Origin of the sequence: Pseudomonas sp. Y24-6 (assembly GCF_020295325.1) — a bacterium.
Lineage (GTDB): Bacteria > Pseudomonadota > Gammaproteobacteria > Pseudomonadales > Pseudomonadaceae > Aquipseudomonas > Aquipseudomonas gregormendelii.
In genome coordinates, this window is record NZ_JACBXG010000013.1 from 136,117 (window position 1) to 155,985 (window position 19,869).

15 protein-coding genes are annotated in these 19,869 nt (G+C 60.7%); 4 read left to right on the forward strand and 11 right to left on the reverse strand.

The window, feature by feature from the left end:
• Positions 1–90: 90 nt before the first annotated feature.
• From HYI44_RS23175 to HYI44_RS23205, 7 genes are all read right to left on the reverse strand, one after another.
• Positions 91–324 carry a hypothetical protein gene (locus tag HYI44_RS23175; protein WP_045062423.1) on the reverse strand — a complete coding sequence of 78 codons (234 nt, stop codon included), beginning with the start codon at positions 322–324 and terminating at the stop codon, positions 91–93.
• 106 nt (positions 325–430) lie between these two features.
• Entirely contained in the window at positions 431–955 is a 525-nt protein-coding gene (locus HYI44_RS23180; protein ID WP_225570616.1) for a DUF6586 family protein, read from the reverse strand.
• A gap of 178 nt (positions 956–1,133) precedes the next feature.
• Entirely contained in the window at positions 1,134–3,764 is a 2,631-nt protein-coding gene (gene topA, locus HYI44_RS23185) for a type I DNA topoisomerase (protein WP_122838161.1), read from the reverse strand.
• 114 nt (positions 3,765–3,878) lie between these two features.
• Complete coding sequence (locus HYI44_RS23190; RefSeq protein ID WP_122838160.1) at positions 3,879–4,115, reverse strand: DUF1653 domain-containing protein; 237 nt, start codon at positions 4,113–4,115, stop codon at positions 3,879–3,881.
• A 99-nt stretch (positions 4,116–4,214) separates the two neighbouring features.
• Positions 4,215–5,390: an acetyl-CoA C-acyltransferase FadA gene (gene fadA, locus HYI44_RS23195; RefSeq protein WP_045062413.1), complete on the reverse strand. Its 1,176-nt coding sequence runs from the start codon at positions 5,388–5,390 to the stop codon at positions 4,215–4,217.
• A 32-nt stretch (positions 5,391–5,422) separates the two neighbouring features.
• Positions 5,423–7,570, reverse strand: a complete 2,148-nt coding sequence (gene fadB, locus HYI44_RS23200) for a fatty acid oxidation complex subunit alpha FadB (RefSeq protein ID WP_045062410.1) — start codon at positions 7,568–7,570, stop codon at positions 5,423–5,425.
• A gap of 541 nt (positions 7,571–8,111) precedes the next feature.
• Positions 8,112–8,549 carry a hypothetical protein gene (locus HYI44_RS23205; protein WP_122838159.1) on the reverse strand — a complete coding sequence of 146 codons (438 nt, stop codon included), beginning with the start codon at positions 8,547–8,549 and terminating at the stop codon, positions 8,112–8,114.
• Positions 8,550–8,670: 121 nt separating this feature from the next.
• On the opposite strand from HYI44_RS23205, the gene HYI44_RS23210 reads away from it, so the two are divergent.
• The gene (locus HYI44_RS23210) at positions 8,671–9,111 is read left to right on the forward strand and encodes a universal stress protein (protein WP_122838158.1); all 441 of its coding nucleotides are present in this window, start codon (positions 8,671–8,673) and stop codon (positions 9,109–9,111) included.
• Positions 9,112–9,283: 172 nt separating this feature from the next.
• Here the strand turns inward: HYI44_RS23210 and HYI44_RS23215 are convergent, their stop codons facing one another.
• Positions 9,284–11,203, reverse strand: a complete 1,920-nt coding sequence (locus HYI44_RS23215) for an ATP-binding cassette domain-containing protein (RefSeq protein WP_122838157.1) — start codon at positions 11,201–11,203, stop codon at positions 9,284–9,286.
• A 213-nt stretch (positions 11,204–11,416) separates the two neighbouring features.
• Between HYI44_RS23215 and HYI44_RS23220 the strand changes: the two genes are divergently transcribed.
• Complete coding sequence (locus HYI44_RS23220; RefSeq protein WP_225570617.1) at positions 11,417–13,345, forward strand: transglycosylase SLT domain-containing protein; 1,929 nt, start codon at positions 11,417–11,419, stop codon at positions 13,343–13,345.
• 88 nt (positions 13,346–13,433) lie between these two features.
• Here the strand turns inward: HYI44_RS23220 and HYI44_RS23225 are convergent, their stop codons facing one another.
• Together HYI44_RS23225 and HYI44_RS23230 are read right to left on the reverse strand one after the other, a co-directional pair.
• Positions 13,434–13,892: an REP-associated tyrosine transposase gene (locus HYI44_RS23225; protein ID WP_122838155.1), complete on the reverse strand. Its 459-nt coding sequence runs from the start codon at positions 13,890–13,892 to the stop codon at positions 13,434–13,436.
• A gap of 167 nt (positions 13,893–14,059) precedes the next feature.
• Complete coding sequence (locus HYI44_RS23230; RefSeq protein WP_201149025.1) at positions 14,060–15,835, reverse strand: ABC transporter transmembrane domain-containing protein; 1,776 nt, start codon at positions 15,833–15,835, stop codon at positions 14,060–14,062.
• A 235-nt stretch (positions 15,836–16,070) separates the two neighbouring features.
• Between HYI44_RS23230 and HYI44_RS23235 the strand changes: the two genes are divergently transcribed.
• Positions 16,071–16,250: a PA1571 family protein gene (locus tag HYI44_RS23235; RefSeq protein ID WP_045062396.1), complete on the forward strand. Its 180-nt coding sequence runs from the start codon at positions 16,071–16,073 to the stop codon at positions 16,248–16,250.
• Positions 16,251–16,422: 172 nt separating this feature from the next.
• Here the strand turns inward: HYI44_RS23235 and pdxB are convergent, their stop codons facing one another.
• Positions 16,423–17,565, reverse strand: a complete 1,143-nt coding sequence (pdxB, locus tag HYI44_RS23240; protein WP_225570618.1) for a 4-phosphoerythronate dehydrogenase PdxB — start codon at positions 17,563–17,565, stop codon at positions 16,423–16,425.
• A gap of 207 nt (positions 17,566–17,772) precedes the next feature.
• On the opposite strand from pdxB, the gene HYI44_RS23245 reads away from it, so the two are divergent.
• Positions 17,773–19,173, forward strand: a complete 1,401-nt coding sequence (locus HYI44_RS23245) for an MATE family efflux transporter (protein ID WP_225570619.1) — start codon at positions 17,773–17,775, stop codon at positions 19,171–19,173.
• The last annotated feature ends 696 nt before the right edge of the window (positions 19,174–19,869 follow it).

Here is a 19,869-nt window from a genome sequence, read left to right on the forward strand (position 1 = left end):
ACCTGCTGCGCGCAAGGATCATGCGCGGGGCTTCTCAAAGGACAGAGAAGCCGAACCGTAGCGGTGTCTGCAGAAACCGACGGGCGGGGATCAATGAAGAACCCGCGACCCCTCTTCCTGCTCTAATTCGCCTTCAACCATGCGACCGGCCATCTGCACGCCGACGCTCAACATCGCCTTGGCGACTTCCACGTGCTGGCCTTGCAGGAACGCTTTGGCATCTTCGGAAAAATCCAAAGTCACCAGAGAACCCTCGTCCTCAGCCCTGCGCAGCTCGATACGGCCGTCAGGCAACTCGACAATTTCCAGAAACGACGTTGGCATATAAGTCTGTTCTCCACGAAAGGCGGGGATTATATAGGCATCGGCCATGCTTCGCTCGGGATCTTGACCAGCAGCGCCATTGGCAGCACCGCTGAATCCCCAGCCATCAGCACTCGTTCAAGCCTTCACGAAAACGAATGGCCAAGCCTTTGAGGTTCTGCCGCCAGCTCTCCAGCTCTTCGCGGCTGAGCTCCCGAGGCGCCTGCTCTTCGTCCAGGTTGATCGCCTGGATCAGCGGCTGGGTCACGTCACCCTTGGGCTTGTGCGGAGCACGCGGTGGCTGGAACAGCGCCGAGTACGCGGCCAGCAACTTCGCCAGCCAGGTTTCCGGGTTTTGCGCCAGCTCGACCATCTCGGCCATTTCCGGAATAGCGATGGCTTCGAGCACTTCGCGCGTCAGCAGCATCTCTGCGCGCGGGGCGTTGGCCTGCGGCAGACGGTAGAAGCCGGCGATCTCATGGCACAGGCCCAGCAGCGCGCCGTACAGATGAAACAGCGCCGATTCACGCCCCGCCTGGATCAACGCGAGGGAGTTCATCGCCCGCCCCTCTTCGGCTTTGCCCAGCGCTTCAAGCGAAAGGCCGGCGAAATAAATCTTCTGGTTGGTGCGGGTATAGAGTTCGTGGGCCATGACGGCAGCCTCCACAACGAAATAATTGCTTCATGCAGGTCGGACAGTGTCGTGGATACACCTGGCCTGCGGCAAGTAAATCAAAATCAAAAGATCGTCCGAAGGCTGCGATCTTGCCTGCAAAAAAAACCGCATGACGCCCCTCGGGTTTCATGCGGTTTTTTATATCAGCGCCGAATCAAGCCTTGGCTTTCGCCGGGCGCTTGTCTTCTACCGTCCACTTGCCACCGTCGTAGTAAGCCTTCCAGCCAGTCGGCTTGCCGTCGACTTCTGTCTGCACGTACTGCTCCTTGGTCTTGCGGCTGTAACGAATCACTGCCGGCAAGCCATCCGGGTCCTTCTTCGGTGCTTCGCAGAGGAAGTGGTACTTCGGATCGATCTCGTCCTTGTGCGGAATGATCTCCATCACCAGGGGCGCACGAGTCTCACGGTTTTTCGGGAACTGGCTGGCGGCCAGGAACAACCCGGAAGCACCGTCGCGCAGGATGTAGGTGTCGTTGACCTTCTCGCACTTGAGCTCAGGCATCTTCACCGGGTCCATCTTCGGCGGCGCCGCATCACCGCTTTTGAGCAGCTTGCGGGTGTTCTTGCAGGTCGCGTTGGTGCAGCCGAAGAACTTGCCGAAACGGCCGGTCTTGAGTTGCATCTCGCTGCCGCACTTGTCGCATTCCAGGCTCGGACCTTCGTAGCCCTTGATGCGATAACTGCCTTCTTCGATCTCGTAGCCGTCGCAGTCCGGGTTATTACCGCAGATGTGCAACTTGCGCTTCTCGTCCAGCAGGTAGGCGTCCATCGCCGTGCTGCAGATCGGGCAGCGATGCTTGCCGCGCAGCACCAGGGATTCGGACTCGCCCTCGTCGTCTGCGGCAATTTCATCGCCCGGCACCAGGTTGACGGTGGCCTTGCAGCGTTCTTTCGGTGGCAGGCTGTAGCCGGAGCAACCGAGGAACACGCCGGTCGATGCCGTACGAATCTGCATCGGACGACCGCACACCACGCACGGGATGTCCGTCATCACCGGCTGGTTGGCGCGCATGCCACCTTCAGCGCTTTCAGCTACTTCGAGTTTCTTCTTGAAGTCGCCGTAGAACTCGTCCAGCACGCTTTTCCAGTCGCGCTCGCTCTTGGCCACGTCATCGAGGTTCTCTTCCATGCCGGCCGTGAAGCCGTAGTCCATCAGGTTCGGGAAGCTCTCGGACAGGCGCTCGGTGACGATGTCGCCCATTTTTTCCGAATAGAACCGGCGGTTGTGCAGTGCAACGTAGCCGCGGTCCTGGATGGTCGAAATGATCGCGGCGTAAGTCGAAGGACGACCGATGCCGCGTTTTTCCATTTCCTTGACCAGGCTCGCTTCCGAGTAACGCGCAGGCGGCTTGGTGAAGTGCTGGGTCGGATCAAGCTTGATCAGCTTCATCGAGTCGCCCTGGGCCATGTCCGGCAGTACATCGTCATCGCCAGGCTTGACGATCTGCGGCATGACGCGGGTGTAACCGTCGAACTTGAGGATACGGCCCTTGGCGCGCAACTCGAAATCACCCGCACCCACGGTAACGGTGGTCGACAGGTATTGCGCCGGCAGCATCTGGCACGCCAGGAACTGGCGCCAGATCAGCTCGTAGAGGCGCTCTGCATCACGCTCCATGCCCGACAGCTTGCTTGGCTCGGTATTGGCGTCAGAAGGACGAATCGCTTCGTGAGCCTCCTGTGCGCCTTCCTTGCTGCTGTAGACGTTCGGGTTTTCCGGCAGGTACTTCTTGCCGAACTCGGTCTCGATGTAGCTGCGCGCCATGGTCACGGCATCAGCCGAGAGGTTGGTGGAGTCGGTACGCATATACGTGATGTAGCCGGCTTCATACAGACGCTGGGCCATCATCATGGTTTTCTTCACGCCGAAGCCCAGGCGGTTACTCGCGGCCTGCTGCAGGGTGGACGTGATGAAGGGCGCAGACGGCTTGCTGCTGGTCGGCTTGTCTTCACGCTTGACGATGCTGTAGCTGGAAGCCTTGAGCTTCTCCAGCGCGGCCATGGCCTGGGTTTCGTTAAGCGGCTTGAAGGCCTCGCCTTTCTCGCGGGCAACGTCAAAGCGCACGGTGGCGCCCTTGGCGGTGCCGAGGTCGGCGTGGATTTCCCAGTATTCTTCAGGGTTGAACGCACGAATTTCGCGCTCGCGATCCACCACCAGCTTCACGGCAACCGATTGCACGCGACCGGCAGACAGGCCACGGGCGATCTTGGCCCACAGCAGCGGCGACACCATGTAACCCACCACGCGGTCGAGGAAGCGACGCGCCTGCTGGGCATTGACGCGGTCGATGTCCAGCTCGCCGGGCTTGGAGAAGGCTTCCTGAATCGCCTTCTTGGTGATTTCGTTGAACACCACGCGCTTGTAGCGGCTGTCGTCGCCACCGATGGCTTCGCGCAGGTGCCAGGCAATGGCTTCCCCCTCTCTATCCAAGTCGGTTGCGAGATAGATGGTGTCAGCATCCTTGGCGAGCCGGCGCAGCTCTTCGATGACCTTTTCCTTGCCCGGGAGGATCTCGTACTTGGCTTTCCAGCCGTTATCGGGATCGACGCCCATGCGGGAGACCAGTTGCTTGCGCGACTTCTCTTTCGGCGTGAGCACCGGGCCTTCGCCCGCAGCGGCCTTGCCGCGCTTGGCGGCAGGCTCTTTGCTGGCGCTAGCCGAACCGCTGGTGGGCAGGTCTCGGATATGGCCGATACTCGACTTCACCACGTATTGGTTACCCAGATACTTGTTGATGGTCTTGGCCTTAGCCGGGGATTCCACAATGACCAGCGATTTGCCCATGGATCAGAAAATTCCTGAATTCTAGAAGTGAAAGGCGGTTGGCGCCTGACGCGGCACCGCTATATATAGTGGCTACAAGATGAGGTCAAGCGCAGGGTTCTGCGCGCACTCCGCTTATACCTTCGAAAAAACACTCGGTTCGGCCTGCACCAAAGCAAAGCGTGGCACCTGTTCGCCGTCAACCTCGACCGACTCCAGGAACATGCTCAAGGGACGCACCCAAAAGCCGTAATCACCATACAGGGCTTGGTAGAAGACCACTTCTTCTTCAGTTTCCGAATGTCGCGCAATGCTGAATACGCGGTACTGCGGACCTTTGTAATGTTGGTAGAGCCCAGGTAGTAACGGCATGGTTTGGCCCTCGCACAAATCTTTTCAAAATAAAAATAAAAAAAATTTCAGAAAAACAAAAACCGGGGCACTTGGCCCCGGCTTCCATCAACGTAACGCTTAAACGCGTTCGAAGACGGTGGAGATGCCTTGGCCGAGACCAATGCACATGGTGGCAACCCCGAGGCTGCCGCCATTTTGCTTCATCACGTTCAGCAGAGTGCCGGAGATACGCGCTCCGGAGCAACCGAACGGGTGACCCAAGGCGATCGCGCCGCCGTGCAGGTTAACCTTCTCGTTCATCTTGTCGAGCACTTTCAGATCTTTCAGCACTGGCAGGGCCTGTGCGGCGAAAGCTTCGTTGAGCTCGAAGAAGTCGATATCGTTGATGCCAAGGCCCGCACGCTTAAGTGCTTTCTGGGTGGCCGGTACTGGACCATAGCCCATGATCGCCGGGTCCACACCTGCCACTGCCATCGAGCGGATCACCGCCAGCGGCTGGATGCCCAGGTCCTGTGCACGTTGCGCCGACATCACGATCATGCACGAGGCACCATCAGTGATCTGCGACGAAGTACCGGCTGTCACGGTGCCGCCCTTGGGGTTAAACGCTGGCTTCAACGCCGCCAGGCTTTCCAGGGTGGTTTCCGGACGAATGGTTTCGTCGTAGTCGAACAGTTTCAGGAAACCGTTCTCGTCGTAGCCCTGCATCGGGATGATCTCGTCCTTGAACTTGCCTTCCACCGTCGCCTTGTGAGCGAGCTGGTGGGAACGCACGCCAAAGGCGTCCTGCTGTTCGCGAGTAATCCCGTGCATCTTGCCAAGCATTTCTGCGGTCAGGCCCATCATGCCCGAGGCTTTCGCCGCGTACAGCGACATGTGCGGGTTCGGATCGACACCGTGCATCATGCTCACGTGACCCATATGCTCGACGCCGCCAACCACGAATACGTCACCGTTGCCGGTCATGATCGCTTGCGCCGCAGTGTGCAGCGCGCTCATCGAGGAGCCACACAGGCGGCTGACGGTCTGGCCGGCAGCGGTGTGCGGGATCTGCGTCATCAGGGACGCCATGCGGGCGATGTTCCAGCCCTGCTCCAGGGTCTGGTTGACGCAGCCCCAGATCACGTCTTCGACTTCGTTAGGATCAACCTTGACGTTGCGTTCCAGCAGTTTGCTGATCAGGTGCGCCGACATGTCTTCGGCACGGGTGTTGCGGTGCATGCCGCCCTTGGAGCGGCCCATCGGCGTACGACCGAAGTCGACAATCACGACGTCTCTTGGATTCAAGCTCATAAAATTTCACTCTCGCTCAAGTGTTGGGACGCTTAACCGAAGAACCGCTGGCCAGTCTTGGCCATTTCACGCAGTTTTGCGGTCGGGTGGTACAGCGCGCCCAAATCAGCGTACTGGTCAGCCAGGGCAACGAACTCGGCAACACCGATCGAATCGATGTAGCGCAGCGCGCCGCCACGGAATGGAGGGAAACCAATACCGTAGACCAGACCCATGTCGGCTTCGGCGGCGGTTTCGACAATGCCGTCTTCCAGGCAACGCACGGTTTCCAGGCACAGCGGGATCATCATCCAGTTGATGATGTCTTCGTCAGTGACTTCGCGCTGCTCGTAAACGATCGGCTTGAGCACTTCCAGCACCGACGGGTCGGCCACTTTCTTCTGCTTGCCCTTCTTGTCGGTCTCGTAGGCGTAGAAGCCCTTGCCGTTCTTCTGGCCCAGGCGCTTGGCTTCGTAGAGCACGTCGATCGCCGAACGGCGGTCGTCTTTCATGCGATCCGGGAAGCCTTCAGCCATCACGTCACGACCGTGGTGACCGGTATCGATGCCGACCACGTCCATCAGGTAAGCCGGGCCCATCGGCCAGCCGAATTTTTCCATGACCTTGTCGATGCGCACGAAGTCCACACCAGCGCTGACCAGCTTGGCGAAACCGCCGAAGTACGGGAACAGCACGCGGTTGACCAGGAAGCCCGGGCAGTCGTTGACCACGATCGGGTTCTTGCCCATTTTCTTGGCGTAGGCAACGGTGGTGGCAACAGCCAGCTCGCTGGACTTCTCGCCACGGATCACTTCAACCAGCGGCATCATGTGCACCGGGTTGAAGAAGTGCATGCCGACGAAGTTTTCCGGACGCTTGAGGGCCTTGGCCAGCAAGGTGATGGAAATGGTCGAGGTGTTGGACGCGAGGATGGTGTCCTCTTTGACCTTGTCTTCCACTTCGGCCAGTACGGCCTGCTTGACTTTCGGGTTCTCGACCACGGCTTCGACCACCAGGTCCACGTGACCGAAGTCGCCGTAGGACAGGGTTGGACGGATGCCGTTGAGCACTTCGGCCATTTTCGCAGCCGTCATGCGGCCTTTATCAACGCGGCCAACCAGCAGCTTGGCGGCTTCAGCCAGGCCCTGCTCGATACCGTGTTCGTTGATGTCCTTCATCAGGATCGGCGTACCTTTGGAAGCCGACTGATAGGCGATGCCGCCGCCCATGATGCCGGCGCCCAATACGGCAGCCTGCTTCACGTCGCGAGCGATTTCGTCGTAGGCCTTGGCCTTTTTCTTCAGTTCCTGATCGTTCAGGAACAGACCGATCAAGCTCTGCGCAGCAGAGGTCTTGGCCAGTTTCACAAAACCTGCGGCTTCGACTTCCAGAGCCTTGTCGCGACCGAAGTTCGCGGCTTTCTGGATGGTCTTGATCGCTTCAACCGGCGCCGGGTAGTTCGGGCCAGCCTGACCGGCCACGAAACCTTTGGCGGTTTCGAAAGCCATCATTTGTTCGATCGCGTTCAGCTTGAGCTTTTCCAGCTTCGGCTGGCGCTTGGCCTTGTAGTCAAACTCACCGGAAATGGCGCGCTTGATCAGTTCAAGGGCCGCTTCCTGCAGTTTCTCAGGAGCTACCACTGCGTCTACAGCGCCGACTTTCAGCGCGTCTTCAGCACGGTTTTCCTTGCCGGCGGCAATCCATTCGATGGCGTTGTCGGCACCGATCAGGCGCGGCAGGCGCACGGTACCGCCGAAGCCCGGGTAGATGCCCAGCTTGACTTCCGGCAGACCAATCTTGGCCGAAGTGGACATGACGCGGTAGTCCGCCGCCAGGCACATTTCCAGACCGCCACCCAGGGCGATGCCGTTGATCGCGGCGACAGTCGGGACGTTGAGGTCTTCGAAATCGCTGAATATCTTGTTGGCTTCGAGGTTGCCTGCAACAAGCTCTGCATCGGGCAGCTTGAAGTTCTCGACGAATTCGGTGATGTCGGCGCCGACGATGAAAACGTCCTTGCCGCTGCTGACGATCACACCCTTGATCGAAGCATCTGCCTTGATGGTGTCTACGGCCTGACGCAGTTCGTTCAGGGTTAGACGGTTGAACTTGTTGACGGACTCACCCTTGAGGTCGAATTTCAATTCGACGATGCCACTTTCAAGAGCCGTAACCGTGATGGCTTTACCTTCGTAAATCATCAACTGATCTCCACGATATGGAAGCTGAACAGTACACGTCGGACGCAGGCGAATGGCTTGGCAGGACGTTATTCGTCGATGCTACGCCAATCCACCCGGCACACCCGCCAACGCGATAGTCGGGATTCGTAGGAGCGATGCACAATGCAAACGCTCAATTCATACGCCCGTTTGATTTGGGTACGTCACCTTCACGGAATTTCAGGCAATTGTCAATCGCCCAAAATAGGGGCGCAAATGCGACTTTGCGGTCATTTCCGTTACGCGAAGATCTTCAACACGCGGGTGCATGTGTGGCCATTCATAGAATCAATAGTTAGAAAAGTCGCCCTAATTCGCGGCAGCTTCCGTTTAAGAGGCTACGCTGGCGGGGACCTGGAGGAAAATTTATCAACGCTTAGACGAATGCCAAGCGTAAGATCAGCCCACACCGTTTTCCGGCCTGCCTGGCCAACCCGGCCCGATGTTGATGTCGGGCTTTTTATTGTCTCGGGAAATGTGGATGGCACCGGTGGATGTCACACCGCGGATGCCACCGTTTTCAGGCCAGGGCCTTGAGGGTGGCGTCGATTTGTTGCAAAACACTCGCCTCGCCCTTCTCCCCCCAATACAAGGTGATCATTTGCTGATCCGCCTCGACCTTGTAGACGTTGTCTGGCAATTTTTCGAAATGATTCAGCAGCGCCTGATCCTCGCAAACTTCCTGCCACTGATTCACCCAGACCCCAGGGGCTTTCTGCCAGTAACTCCAGCAGGCCGGCCGCTTGCCGCGTCGTGGCCGATGGTACTGCGCGCACGGGCTTGGCGGCTCCTGGCTGAGCCAGTGCGGCCACTCCACGGGCGCCAGTTGCATGGCCAGGCCCATGCGTCGCGCCTCCATGCGCAGGGCCATGCGACCGCTCTGGCCACGGGACGGCCGCAACCATGCCAGTGGACTCAAAACCACCAACAGGATTGACACCACTATCCAGACCGTCATATCAGTACTCCGTTTTTACAGGCATCGTTTTTTTAAATGAGCGCGTCCGGGTCACTTTGGAACCGCTGCGCTTGAAACCAGCCATACTTATCACTATTGCCATTCCCAGGAGGAGCACCTCATGCCCTACCACCATATTCTGGTCGCTGTAGATCTAACCGAAGAGTGCGACCCTGTAATCCACCGTGCTCGCGAACTGTCGGTGAGCAACGGTGCCAAGCTGTCCCTGGTGCACATCGTCGAACCGATGGCCATGGCCTTTGGCGGCGACGTGCCCATGGACCTGTCGCAACTGCAACAACAGCAGTTTGACCAGGCCCGCGAGCGACTTGACCGGTTGATCATCAAGTACCCGGAGCTGTCCAAGGAATTCAGCCACCTGACCTACGGCCAACCGCGCCAGGAAATCCATCACCTGGCCAAGGAGCAAGGCTGCGACATGATCGTGGTGGGCAGTCATGGCCGCCATGGCCTGGCATTGCTGCTGGGCTCGACGGCCAATGACGTGCTGCACGGCGCGCCGTGTGACGTGCTGGCGGTGCGTCTGCAAAACAAAAGCTGACAACACAATCCCCCGTAGGAGCTGCCGAAGGCTGCGATCTTTTGATCTTGATTTTGATTTTTTAAAGCAAGATCAAAAGATCGCAGCCTTCGGCAGCTCCTACGGGTGGTCGTATTCCATAAGAAAGCCCGGCCTCATCTCTGAACGCCGGGCTTTTTTATTGCGGGGTTAATCAGGCGTCCAGCTCGGCCCAACGCTCCACCATCACTTCCAGTTCCGCCTGCAACTGCTCCAGCTGAGCAATCACCGCTGCGGTTTCCGCCGCAGGACGCTGGTAGAACGCGCTGTCGGCCATTTGCGCTTCAACCGCGGCGATCTGCTGCTCCATGGCTTCGATCTGGCCCGGCAAGGCTTCCAGCTCGCGCTGCAGCTTGTAGCTGAGTTTCTTCTTCGCCACTGGCGCTTCAACCGCAGCAGCTACAGGCGCCGCCTCGGCAGTCACCACCGCCGACGTCAGGTCGGCTTTACCCGATTTGCTCTCGGTCACGCCCAGCAGGCGCGGCGAGCCACCCTGGCGCAGCCAGTCCTGATAACCACCGACGTATTCGCGAACCTTGCCTTCACCTTCGAAGACCAGGGTGCTGGTGACCACGTTGTCGAGGAATGCCCGGTCGTGACTGACCATCAGCACGGTGCCGTTGAAGGTCAGCAGGACCTCTTCCAGCAACTCGAGGGTTTCCACGTCGAGGTCGTTGGTCGGTTCGTCGAGCACCAGCAGGTTGGCTGGTTTACTGAACAATTTGGCCAGCAACAGACGCGCACGCTCACCACCCGACAGCGCCTTGACCGGCGTGCGGGCACGCTGCGGGCTGAACAGGAAGTCGCCCAGGTAGCTCAGCACGTGGCGGCTCTGGCCGTCGATGTCGATGAAGTCGCGGCCTTCGGCCACGTTGTCGATCACGGTCTTTTCCAGGTCCAGCTGATGACGCAACTGGTCGAAGTAGGCCACGTCGATGCGCGTGCCCTCCTCCACGGTGCCGCTGGTAGGCTGCAGGCCGTTGAGCATCAATTTCAGCAGCGTGGTCTTGCCGGTACCGTTGGCGCCGAGCAGGCCGATACGGTCGCCGCGCGTCAGGACCATCGAAAAATCCTTGATCAGGAACGGGCCGCCCGGGTGCGCGAAGCTCACGTTCTCCAGGACCATCACCTGCTTGCCGGACTTGTCGGCAGTGTCCAGCTGGATGTTGGCCTTGCCGGTGCGCTCACGACGCTCGCTACGCTCGACGCGCAATGCTTTTAATGCGCGAACACGGCCTTCGTTACGGGTACGCCGGGCCTTGATGCCCTGGCGGATCCACACTTCTTCCTGGGCCAGCTTCTTGTCGAACAGCGCGTTGGCGGTTTCTTCAGCGGCCAGCGACGCTTCCTTGTGCACCAGGAAGCTGGCGTAGTCGCCGTTCCAGTCGATCAGGCCGCCGCGATCCAGTTCCAGGATGCGGGTCGCCAGGTTCTGCAGGAAAGAACGGTCGTGCGTGATGAACAGCACGGCGCCCTGGAAATCCTTCAGCGCTTCTTCCAGCCAGGCAATGGCACCGATGTCCAGGTGGTTGGTCGGTTCGTCGAGCAGCAGCAGGTCCGGCTCGGAAACCAGGGCCTGGGCCAGCAGCACGCGACGACGCCAGCCACCGGACAATTGGGACAAGGTCTTGTCGGCCGGCAGTTGCAGGCGGCTCAGGGTGCTGTCGACCAGTTGCTGCAAGCGCCAGCCGTCACGGGCTTCGAGGTCGTGCTGGACGTGCATCAGCTTGTCCAGGTCGGCGTCGGTGACGATGTTCTGGCTCAGGTGGTGATACTGCGCGAGCAGCTCGCCAACACCGTCCAGGCCTTCAGCCACCACGTCGAACACGGTCCGCTCGTCGGCTACCGGCAATTCTTGCGGCAATTCGCCAATCTTGAGGCCGGGGGCACGCCAAACGGAGCCGTCATCCGGCTTCTGGTCGCCCTTGACGAGCTTCATCATGCTGGACTTGCCAGTGCCGTTGCGGCCGATGATGCACACCCGCTCTCCACGGGCGATCTGCCAGGACACCTTGTCCAACAACGGCGTAGAGCCGAAAGCAAGGGACACATCGCTGAATTTGAGCAGGGTCATGAGCTTCTCCAAAAACCGGGCGCGCATTCTACCTGACTTGAGGCTGCAAAAGGCCGGCAATTTCAATGTCGGGGCACTCTGCATGACAAATGTTGCGAACTGATGCCAAGAGGCCGGCAAAGCTTTCGCCGGTCGCCGGCAAAAGGCTAAGCTACAGATTATTCAGTGTGGGTCCTGCCCGCACTTGTCATGATTTCTCTGCCCGGATGTCTCATGCGCAGTCGCCTTTTCAGTCTTTTTTCATGTTTGCTTCTTTCTGCCTCTGCCATCCAATCAGCCCAGGCGGTGGACCTGTCCACCCAGCGCCAATACTACGACGAAGCCAAGCGCGCGCTGGCCAAGGGCGATACCGGCCCTTATATGCGCTACAGCCAGGCCCTGGCCGATTATCCGCTGGAACCTTACCTGGCGTATGACGAACTGACCGCGCGCCTGAAAACCGCCAGCAATGCCGAAATCGAGAAATTCCTCGCCGAGCACGGTGACCTGCCCCAGGCCAACTGGATGAAACTGCGCTGGTTGCGCTGGCTGGCCGAACGCGGCGACTGGGCACCCTTCGTCAAGTATTACGACCCCAAGCTCAACTTCACCGAGCTGGATTGCCTGAACGCGCAATACCAGATCGGCCACAATCAGAAATCCGAAGGCTACGCCAACGCCAACAAGCTGTGGCTCACCGGTAAATCCCTGCCGGCCGCCTGCGACGGCTTGTTCGGGGTGTGGGCCGCCGATGGTCAACTGACTGAACAAAAACGCTGGGAGCGCACCAAGCTTGCGGCCCAGGCGCGCAACTATCCGCTGGCCAACAGCCTGGTCAACGGCCTCACCACCCTCGCCCCACGCGGCCGCCTGCTGGTGGATGTAGCGCAGAAACCCGAGCTGCTCAACCAGCCCTCACGCTTCACCCCGGCCGATGAGCCGATGTCCGACGTCGTCAGCCTTGGCTTGCGCCGCCTGGCGCGCCAGGACCCGGACAAGGCCATGGCCCTGCTCGACGGCTATGCCAGCAGCATGCATTTTTCCCGGGATGAAAAAGTCGCCATTGCCCGGGAAATCGGCCTGACCCTCGCCCGCCGGTTCGACGCCCGCGCGCTGGATGTGATGACCAAGTACGACCCGGAGCTGCGCGACAACACCGTTTCCGAATGGCGCCTGCGCCTGTTGCTGCGCCTGGCGCGTTGGGATGATGCCTATCAGCTGACTCGCCGCCTGCCCCAGGACCTGGCGACCACCAACCGCTGGCGCTACTGGCAGGCCCGCAGCCTGGAACTGGCCCAACCGCAGAACCCGGAAGCACAGACGCTGTACAAGGGCCTGGCCCGCGAGCGTGACTTCTATGGCTTCCTGGCCGCCGATCGTTCGCAATCGCCCTACTCGCTGAACAACAAGCCGCTGGTGCTAAGCCAGGCGCTGATCAACAAGGTGCGCAATACACCGGGCATTCGCCGCGCGCTGGAGTTTCATGCTCGCGGGCAGATCGTCGACGGTCGCCGCGAGTGGTATCACGTCAGCCGCCACTTCAACCGCGATGAAATGGTCGCACAGGCCAAACTGGCCTATGACCTGAAATGGTATTTCCCGGCGATCCGCACCATCAGCCAGGCGCAGTATTGGGACGACCTCGATATCCGCTTCCCGATGGCCCACCGCGAAACCCTGGTGCGCGAAGCCAAGGTCCGCGGCCTGCATTCCAGCTGGGTCTTCGCCATTACCCGCCAGGAAAGCGCCTTCATGGACGACGCCCGCTCCGGCGTCGGCGCCAGCGGCCTGATGCAGCTGATGCCAGCCACCGCCAAGGAAACTGCACGCAAGTTCAGCATTCCCCTGGCCTCGCCGCAGCAAGTGCTCAACCCGGACACCAACATCCAGCTCGGCGCCGCCTACCTGAGCCAGGTCCACGCCCAGTTCAACGGCAACCGCGTCCTCGCCTCCGCCGCCTACAACGCCGGCCCGGGCCGCGTACGCCAGTGGCTACGCGGTGCCGATCACCTGAGTTTCGACGTGTGGGTGGAGAGCATTCCGTTCGATGAAACCCGGCAGTACGTGCAGAACGTGTTGTCGTATTCGGTGATCTACGGGCAGAAGCTGAATTCACCGCAGCCGCTGGTGGATTGGCATGAGCGGTATTTTGATGATCAGTAAGATTTATTGAAGCAAGATCAAGAGATCGCAGCGGTGCCCCCGTAGGAGCTGCCGAAGGCTGCGATCTTTTGATTTTTGATTCTGATCTTCAAACCCAAATCGCATCCCACAACGGATAATCACCAACCCGCCGAACCAACCCCGCCCGCAACGGATTCATGACGATGTACCTCGCCGCCCCCTTGATGTCTTCGTCACGCCGCAACACTCGGTCGTAATACCCCCTCTGCCACACTCGCCCCTGATCTCCACGCAGCAGATTGATCGAACGGCTGCTCCTGGACTTGATGCGACACATCAACTCCGCGAGCGTCCCGTGCTTAAGCTCAATCAGCCAATGCAGGTGATCCGGCATCACAACCCATGCCATGGAACTGATCGCCGCCCCCTCATCGGCGCAGCGCAATTGATCCACCAACAGGCGGCCCAAGCGCCAGTCAGCAAACACCGGCTGACGCTGATGAGTGACTGCTGTCAGCAGATAAATACGACCCTGCTCAGAAAATCTGGACCTACGCAGGCGACATCCATTTGCGGCGATGGGCATTCCGTTGCCCTCCCTGAAACATGCAGATTACTCAAGGTTAGCCCAGCGATTTAAAGCCGCTGATCTGCGCAATTTCTGCATATTTTCGAGTGCCGATACCTGGTCGGTTACTTAGTCGGTTACTTAGCCGGTACCGGGTCAGTAATGGGTGAGCCACTGCCACACATTCACGCCCCGTCATGCCCATCACTGAACTGCAACGCCGCCAACCGTGCATACAGCGCATTCCCCGCGATCAGCTCCTGATGCGTCCCCACGGCGACCAATTTGCCCTGATCCATCACCGCGATGCGGTCGGCGTTTTTCACCGTGGCCAGGCGGTGGGCGATGACCAGGGTGGTGCGGTTTTTCATCAGGCTGGGCAGCGCTTGCTGGATCAGGTGTTCGCTCTGGGCATCGAGGGCGCTGGTGGCTTCGTCGAGCAGCAGGATGGGGGCGTCCACCAGCAGCGCGCGGGCGATGGCCAGGCGTTGGCGCTGGCCGCCGGACAAGCCCAGGCCGCCGTCGCCGAGGTGGGTCTGGTAGCCGTCGGGCATCTGTTCGATGAAGTCGTGGGCATAGGCGATTTTCGCCGCTTCCTGCACCTGGGCCAGGGTGGCGTCCGGTCGGCCATAGCGGATGTTCTCTTCGACGCTGCCGAAAAACAGCGCCGGGTTCTGCGAGACCAGCGCGAAACAGCGGCGCAGGTCCAGGGGGTCGAGCTGGGTCAGTGGCACGCCGTCGAGCAGGATGCGCCCGGCGATGGGGTCGTAGAAGCGCAGCAGCAGGTCATACACCGTCGACTTGCCAGCCCCCGAAGGCCCGACCAGGGCCAGGGTTTCGCCGGCATGGATGGTCAGGCTCAGGCCATCGACCGCGTAGCTGTCCGGCCGCGAGGGGTAGGAAAAACGCACATCCTCCAGCACCAGATCGCCGGCGACCCGCTCGGGCAAGGTCACCAGCCCCGAGGTCGGCGCCTGGATGATGTTCTGCGAACGTAACAACTCGGCAATGCGCTCGGCGGCGCCAGCGGCGCGTTGCAATTCGCCAATCACTTCGCTCAAGGTGCCGAACGCGCTGCCGACGATCAGGCTGTAAAAAACGAAAGCCGCCAGCTCGCCCGCGGAAATCCGCCCGGCAATCACGTCCATGCCGCCCACCCACAACATCACGCCCACCGCCCCCAGCACCAGCACGATCACCAGGGTAATCAGCCAGGCGCGCTGGAAGATCCGCTTGCGCGCGGTCTCGAACGCCTGCTCCACAGTCACGGCAAACCGTTGCTCGTCCTGCACCTGATGGTTATAGGCCTGCACGGTCTTGATCTGGCCCAGGGTTTCGGACACGTAGCTGCCGATGTCGGCGATGCGGTCCTGGCTCATGCGCGACAGGCTGCGCACCCGGCGACCGAAGATCAGGATCGGCGCAATCACCAGCGGCAAGGCGACCACCACGATGCTGGTGAGCTTGGGGTTGGTGATGAACAGCAGGATCACACCGCCGATCACCATCAACAAATTACGCAGGAACAACGACAGCGAAGAGCCGATCACCGATTGCAGCAAAGTGGTGTCGGCCGTCAGGCGCGACTGGATCTCGGAGCTGCGGTTGTCCTCATAAAAACCGGGATGCAGGTAGACGAGGTGGTTGAACACCTGCCGGCGAATGTCCGCAACCACCCGCTCGCCGATCCACGACACCAGGTAAAAACGCGCAAAGGTGCCGACCGCCAAGCCCCCAACCAGCAACATGAACAGGCCGATGGATTGATTGAGCAAATGCGGTGACTGGGTCATGAACCCCTGATCCACCAGCAGTCGGATGCCCTGCCCCATGGACAGGGTGATGCCCGCCGTGGCAATCAAGGCCAACAACGCGCCGAGGGCTGGCCAGCGGTACGGTGCGAGAAAACGGCTGGTCAGGCGAATGGCACGGCGGTGACGGGCAGAAAGCATCAAAATCATCCAGGTGCGCCACGGCGCGGTGGTTTGAAGGGAACTTGTGTAAATCACAATGAGTCAGGTTAATTATGACCGCAAGGCCTAGGCGCTAGACGCTATTGGTCTAAAGTCCGGGTGGCAACCCTGCGTTATTTCTGGTGGACTGTCGATGCCGTCCAGGAAAGACCGCAGAGAACTGTCACAGCCCGGTCACCAGGCGGTTTTATAGTAAGCACACAACCTGATGAGGAGACAGGCCATGTCCTTGCAACACAGCAGCGAAGACAAGATTGAAGTGATTCGTACACAGCCCGGCCAGTCTCTGGGTTGCTCGATTATCGACGAGCAAGGGCGCGAAGTGCCAATCACTGAAGACATGATCCAGGACGCTTGCCGCGACCTGGAGAAGCGATTGGTCGAGCCTGCCAAACAAGATTGATATAGCCCGTCTTCTTTGACCCGGCCCTTATGGCCGGGTTTTTTATGGGTGCTGTTTGAGGTGGGTGGTGTGGCTATCGCGGGCAAGCCCGCTCCCACAGGTCCCGCGGCAATTTTGAAAGCGCATTAACCCTGTGGGAGCGGGCTTGCCCGCGATGGGGCCAATACGGTCGTCAGAGTGCCGCAGCCCCCAACGCCGCCACGATCTTATGCAACTCCACCGACTCCCCCTCAACCCGCACCTGCAGCCCATCAATCTCCCGGCGCAACGGGTAATGCTTGCGCAGCGCATCAAACGCCGCACGCTGCTCGCTCACACTGCCTACAAGGCTGCGACGGAAATCCGCATCATCCCGGCGTGGGTCGTACACCCCGCGGCACAACATCGCCAGCGCCCAGGCCGGGTCGGTCTGGGCGTTGAGAGTGACCTGAGCCAACCAGGGCGCGGGCAGCAGCTCACTCAGGCTGACCGTCGCCGGCTGCCCAAGGAAATCGCAAAACGCCTGATAGATCTGCGCCGTGCCGCGTTGCTTGCCATCGAGGCTGTAGCCGGCAATGTGCGGCGTCGCCAACACGCACAGATCCGCCAGCGCCACATCCACCTCAGGCTCACCCTCCCAGACATCCAGCACCGCCTGCAGGTCTTCGCGCTGCAGCAGCACGTTGCGCAGGGCGGCGTTGTCGACCACCGGGCCGCGGCTGGCGTTGATCAGCCAGGTGCCGGGTTTGAGCTGGTTCAGGCGATCGCGGTCGAACAGGTGCCAGGTGGACTGCGCGCCGTGTTTTTTCAGGGGGGTGTGCAGGCTGATGACATCGCAGCGCTCGATGATCTGCTCCAGGCTGACAAAATCAGCGCCCTCAGCGCTCTGGCGCGGCGGGTCGCAGACCAGCACGTTCCAGCCCAGGCCCTTCAGCACTTCAACCAGGCGACCGCCCACTTCACCGGCCCCCACCACGCCATAAGTGCGCTGCTTGAGGTCCGCGCCTTCGATCTCGGCCAGGGTCAACAGGCTGCCAAGCACATAGTCGACCACGCCCCGGGCGTTGCAGCCGGGAGCGCTCGACCAGCTAATGCCGGCTTGCTGGAAGTAGTCCAGGTCAAGGTGATCGGTGCCGATGGTGCAGGTCCCGACAAACCGCACCTTGCTGCCTTCGAGCAAAGCGCGGTTGACGTTGGTCACGGAGCGCACCAGCAACACGTCGGCCTGTTCAACGGTAGCGCGATCGATCGACCGCCCCGGTACCCGGCGGATCTCACCGAAGGATTCGAAAAAGGCATCGAGTAGCGGGATATTTTCGTCGGCAACGATCAGCATGGTGGGCTCCTTTGGGGGATCGGCAGTGTAGGCGCAGAAGCCACCCATCGCCTAGCACCGATCCCTCACCACCCGTAGGGGGACCGGGGCGGGATGAGGGAACGGTTTTTGTGCAATTACAAATCCCCAACATAGCTATTTTCCTGACCACTGCGTCAACGCGTAGAATGCCCCGCCTCGCGCATCAATACCTTTGGACGTTACGCCTTGAATTCCGCCACTGACCACGCCTCTACCACCCCCCTCACCCGCCCGGCCCGGGTGCGTCTGGAGCTGAAAAACCTGCTGGGCCTGGCCCTGCCGATCATGATCGCGCAGCTGGCCACCACCGCCATGGGTTTCGTCGACGCCGTGATGGCCGGCCGGGTCGGGCCGCGGGATCTGGCGGCGGTGGCCCTGGGTAACTCGATCTGGGTCCCGGTGTTCCTGCTGATGACCGGCACCCTGCTCGCCACCACCCCGAAAGTCGCCCAGCGCTTTGGCGCCGGCACCCACAGCGAAATCGGCCCGATCGTGCGCCAGGCGCTGTGGCTCGCACTGGTCGTAGGTTTGATGGCCACCGGCATGCTGCTCAGCGCCGAGCCGATCCTGCACCTGATGAATGTCGACCCCGAACTCATCGGCCCCTGCATGCAGTACCTGCACGGCATTGCCAGCGGCCTGCCTGCGGTTGCGCTCTACCACGTGCTGCGCTGCTTCAGCGACGGCCTTGGGCGCACCCGTCCGGCCATGGTCCTGGGCTTGTGCGGCCTGGCACTGAACATCCCGCTCAACTACATCTTCATCTACGGCCACTTCGGCGTACCGGCCATGGGCGGCGTTGGCTGCGGCTGGGCCACGGCGATCGTGATGTGGGTGATGGCCCTGGGCATGGCCGGCTGGGAACGCTGGGCGCCGGTTTATCAGTCGAGCCAGTTGTTCAGCCGTTTCGACTGGCCGCAGTGGTCGGTGATCAAGCGCCTGCTCTCCATCGGCCTGCCAATCGGCATTGCGGTGTTTGCCGAGTCGAGCATCTTCGCCGTGATCGCCCTGCTGATCGGCAGCCTCGGCGCGACCGTCGTGGCCGGGCACCAGATCGCCCTTAATTTCAGCTCCCTGGTGTTCATGATCCCCTACTCCCTGGGCATGGCCGTCACCGTGCGCGTCGGCCAGGCGCTGGGGCGCGAGCAACCGCGGGAAGCTAGGTTCGCCGCCGGCGTCGGCATGGGCACCGCGCTGGCGTATGCGTGCATTTCGGCGAGCATGATGCTGTTGCTGCGCGAGCAGATCGCGACCATCTACACCTCGGACCCGACGGTGATTCATGTCGCGGCGATGCTGATCGTGTATTCGGCGCTGTTCCAGTTCTCAGACGCGATCCAGGTCACCGCAGCCGGTGCCCTGCGCGGATATCAGGACACCCGGGTAACGATGATCCTGACCCTGTTCGCCTACTGGGGCATTGGTTTGCCCGTGGGCTATGCGCTAGGCCTCACCGACTGGTTCGGCGAACCAAGCGGCCCGAGCGGGCTATGGCAAGGCCTGATCGTCGGCCTGAGCTGCGCCGCACTGATGCTCTCCATCCGCCTGACCCGCAGCGCCCGCCGCCGCATCCGCATCACCCTGTAGGAGCCTGGCTTGCCAGCGATGACGGTGTCACATTCACCATCGCCATCGCTGGCGAGCCAGCTCCCACAGATTTGTGGTGTTGCACAACCCAACAAACACCCGCGTGCCCTGTGGGAGCCGGGCTTGCCAGCGATGACGGTGCCACAGTCCCCATCGCCATCGCTGGCACGCCAGCTCCCACAGATTTGTGGTGTTGCACAACCCAACAAACACCCGCGTGCCCTGTGGGAGCCGGGCTTGCCAGCGATGACGGTGCCACATTCACCATCGCCATCGCTGGCAGGCCAGCTCCCACAGGTTTGTAGCGTTGCACAACCCAACAAACACCCGCGCGCCCTGTGGGAGCCTGGCTTGCCAGCGATGGCGGTGCCACGTTCACCATCGCCATCGCTGGCAGGCCAGCTCCCACAGATTTGTAGCGTTGCAGAACCCAACAAACACCCGCGCGCCCTATGGGAGCCTGGCTTGCCAGCGATGACGGTGTCACGTTCACCATCGCTATCGCTGGCAAGCCAGCTCCCACAGATTTGTAGCGTTGCAGAACCCAACAAACACCCGCGCGCCCTATGGGAGCCTGGCTTGCCAGCGATGGCGGTGCCACGTTCACCATCGCCATCGCTGGCAGGCCAGCTCCCACAGATTTGTAGCGTTGCATAACCCAACAAACACCCGCGCGCCCTGTGGGAGCCTGGCTTG